A 3449-nucleotide genomic window follows, 5' to 3' on the forward strand; every position below is an offset into this window, starting at 1 on the left:
CCGGTGCAGCGCGGCCAGGGCCGCCCCGGCCGCCGCCACGAACGCCCACCGCCAGCCGGCGGTCAGCGCGACCGTCGGCACGGCCACGCCGGCGAGCAGCGTGGAGACGGGGATGGCGGCCTGCTTCACCCCGAACGACAGCCCCTGCCGTCGCGCCGGCACGTGCCGGGCCAGCGCCGCGTTGCTGGACAGTTGGCCGAGGGCGTTCGCGGCGGCGCTGAGCGCCAGCAGGCCCACCAGCATCACGTACGACCGGGCGAGGGCGGCGATGGCGAGCATCGCCCCGGCGGAGAGCAGCACGCCGCAGCGGGCCACCACGGCCGGCCCGTACCGCTCGACGAGGCCCCCGGAGGGCACCGAGGCCAGCGCGCTGACCCCGAAGTAGACCGAGACGGCCAGGCCCAGGCCGGCCGGGGAGAAGCCGAGGTCCTCGCCCATCTGCACGGCGAGCCCGCCGACCAGGAAGACCGGCAGGACGGAGGCGATGGTCACGGCGATGGCGCCGGCGGCGGCCCGCACGGGCCGGGCCGAGGTGGCGCCCGGGTCGGGGTGGAGCACGGTGTCGGTCATGGTCCGGCCAACCTACGCGAGCCGCTCTCGGGCCACGCAGCGTGCCTGACGGTGCACAGCCCGTCGATGACGATCTGGCATCCTCCACCCGAACAGGCATTTCGCACCGGGCCTGTATTTCATATGGTGTAAGTCCCCGGCTGCGGAGGTGGTTGTGCGCGACCCCTTGGCGGAACCTTCGGACCTCATCCGGAGCGTCTCCCGCGCGCTACGCGTGCTCGAGTCGGTCGGTCGCGCCCCGAAGGGGCTGACCGTCAAACAGATCGCCCGGCGCTGCGAGCTGACCGTGGCGACGACCTACCATCTGGTCCGCACCCTGGCTTACGAGGGCTACGTGATCCGGCGCGAGGACGGCACGTACATCGTGGGGCTGGAGGTGGCCGACCGCTACCGCGAACTCGTCACGGCGTTCCGGGGGCCGCCGGCGGTCGGGGAGTGCCTGCGCCGCTCCGCCCTGGACACCGGCTACAGCCACTACCTGGGCCGCTTCGTGGGCGGTCAGGTGGCGATCACGGCCGTCGCCGAGGGGCCCCGCTCGCCGTACCTGGAGGACCTCGTCCCCGGCTTCGACGAGGGGGCGCACGCGACCGCGCTCGGCAAGGCGCTGCTCGCCACGCTCACCGCCGAGCAGCGCTTCCGCTACCTGCGGGAGTACGGCATGCGCCCGTTCACCACCGCCACCCTGACCACCATCGAGGCGTTCGAGGCCGACCTGGCCGCCGGTGACCGGCGCGGCATGCAGTTGGAGCTGGGGCAGTTCCGGCAGGGCGTGGCCTGCGCCGCGGTGCTGGTCACCCCGGACAAGGACATGGAGCGCCGGGTGGTGCTCGCCTGCGCGCTGCCGGCCGGCGAGATGATGACCTCCGCGCGGGTGGTCCGCGCCAAGCTGCTCACCACCGCCCGGACCATCGCCGACAGCATCGCCGCCGACAGCTAGACACCGACAGGCCCCCTCCCCGGGTGGGAGGGGGCCTGTCGTGGCGGTCCAGCGCCGGACCGCCGGAGGAGGAGTCAGCTGCCGATCGGGCCGCCGTCCAGGCGCCAGGTGACCACCATGCCCGGCTTGGCGTAGTCGCCGTCCGGCCAGTTCGACGCCGGCTTCTCGACACTCGCCCCGCTGAGCTCACCCGGGTGCTGCACGGCCACGAAGACCGAGCGGTTGTCCCCGATGATGAACGGGCCGCAGGCCTCCGCGCCGACCGGCACGGTCAGGAACTGCTTGAGGTGGCCCCGCTCGGGCCCCTCGACGGCGGTGGCGAAGAGGCCGTCGTTGCTGCCCAACGCGTTGCCGTCGGTGGAGATCCAGAGGTTGCCGGTGGCGTCGAAGGCGACGTTGTCCGGGCAGGAGATCGGGGAGACCTTCGTCTTGTCGTACCCGGCGAAGAACGTCGACGCGTCGGCCGGGTCGCCGGCGACGATCGGCAGCGACCAGGCGAACGTCTCGGCCGTGTTGTCGCCCCGCTCCTCGACCAGCTCCAGCACCTGGCCGTGCTTGTTGAGGTTGCGCGGGTTGGCCTCATCGGCGGCCGCCTTGCCCGGCTTGCCCCGGTCGGTGTTGTTGGTCAGGGCCACGTACACCTTGCCGGTGAGCAGGCTCGGCTCGACGTCCTCGGGACGGTCCATCTTGGTCGCGCCGACCTTGTCACCGGCGAGCCGGGTGAAGGTGAGCACGTCCGCGGCGGTCATCCCCTCGACGTAGGAGCGGTTGCCGCTGACCAGTCGGATCCAGCGGCCACGGCCGTCGAACGCGCCGTCGGCCGGGAGCGTGCCGGAGCCGTCGACCTCGGCGGCGCTGTTGCCCTCGAGCTGGGCCACGTAGAGGGTGCCCGACTCCAGCAGGGTCAGGTTGTGCTTGCGGGCGACCCAGGAGCTGCCCTTCATGAACTTCTTGTCCGAGACGAACTTGTAGAGGTAGTCGAACCGCTCGTCGTCACCCAGGTACCCGACGACGTGACCGCTGGGGGCGACGATGACGTTCGCGCCCTCGTGCTTGAACCGGCCCAGCGCGGTGTGCTTGCGCGGGCGGCTCTCCGGGTCGAACGGGTCGAGCTCCACGATCCAGCCGTGCCGGTTGGCCTCGTTCGGATGCCGGGCCAGGTCGAAGCGCTCATCCGCGCGCTCCCACTTGCGGCTGCCGCTCGGGTAGCGGGCGGTGGTGTTGATGCCGTACCGGGCCAGCTTCGGCTTCTCCGACTCCGGGGCGGCGTCGCCGCCGACGAAGTACTGGTTGAAGTTCTCCTCGCCGGAGAGCACCGTGCCCCACGGGGTCACGCCGCCGGCGCAGTTGTTCAGCGTGCCGATGACCGTGCGGCCCTTCGGGTCGGCCGCGGTCCGCAGCCACGCCGAGCCGGCCGCCGGGCCGGTCAGCTCGAAGGTGGTGCTCAGCGCGGTGACCCGCTGGTTGTAGGGCCGCCGGCCGGAGGTGACCGGCCGCCACTGCCCGGTGCCGCCGACCCGCTCCAGCTCCACCACGGACATGCCGTGCGCGGCCATCGCCACCCGCAGCTGCTCGACGGAGAGCGCGTCCTGGCTGGTGAAGCCGGGGAACATCAGGTCCTCGTTGGTGTACTCGTGGTTGACCACGAGCAGCGCCCGGCGCCGGCCCAGCGGCAGCACGCCGACGAAGTCGTTGTTGTAGCCGAACTGCTTCGCCTGCGCCGCGGCGGTCTGGCCGTGCAGGTCGAACTCGGGCGCGCCCGGCACCACCGGGTCACCCCAGCGGATGACGACCGAGTGGTCGTAGCCGTTCGGCACGACGAGGCTGTCGAGGGTGTTCGGCGGGACGGGCTTGAAGGTCAGCGCGCCGCTGCCGACCCCGCCGTCGGGGCGGTCGAAGCCGAGGGTCTCGGGGACCACGGCGACCTCGGGCGCGGCGGCGG

Annotated in this window: 3 protein-coding genes; 1 reads left to right on the forward strand and 2 read right to left on the reverse strand. The window is 72.6% G+C overall.

Features of this window, described 5'->3' with window-relative positions; all coding sequences use genetic code 11:
* The coding region (locus tag NCC78_RS29535) for an MFS transporter (protein WP_250798645.1) at positions 1-570 on the reverse strand (570 nt) is incomplete at its 3' end.
* 154 nt (positions 571-724) lie between these two features.
* Between NCC78_RS29535 and NCC78_RS29540 the strand changes: the two genes are divergently transcribed.
* The gene (locus NCC78_RS29540; RefSeq protein WP_250798646.1) at positions 725-1507 is read left to right on the forward strand and encodes an IclR family transcriptional regulator; all 783 of its coding nucleotides are present in this window, start codon (positions 725-727) and stop codon (positions 1505-1507) included.
* A 74-nt stretch (positions 1508-1581) separates the two neighbouring features.
* On the opposite strand, the gene NCC78_RS29545 is transcribed toward NCC78_RS29540, so the two are convergent.
* The coding region (locus NCC78_RS29545; protein WP_250798648.1) for a PhoX family protein at positions 1582-3449 on the reverse strand (1868 nt) is incomplete at its 5' end.

The organism is Micromonospora phytophila (genome assembly GCF_023656545.1).
GTDB lineage: Bacteria > Actinomycetota > Actinomycetes > Mycobacteriales > Micromonosporaceae > Micromonospora > Micromonospora phytophila.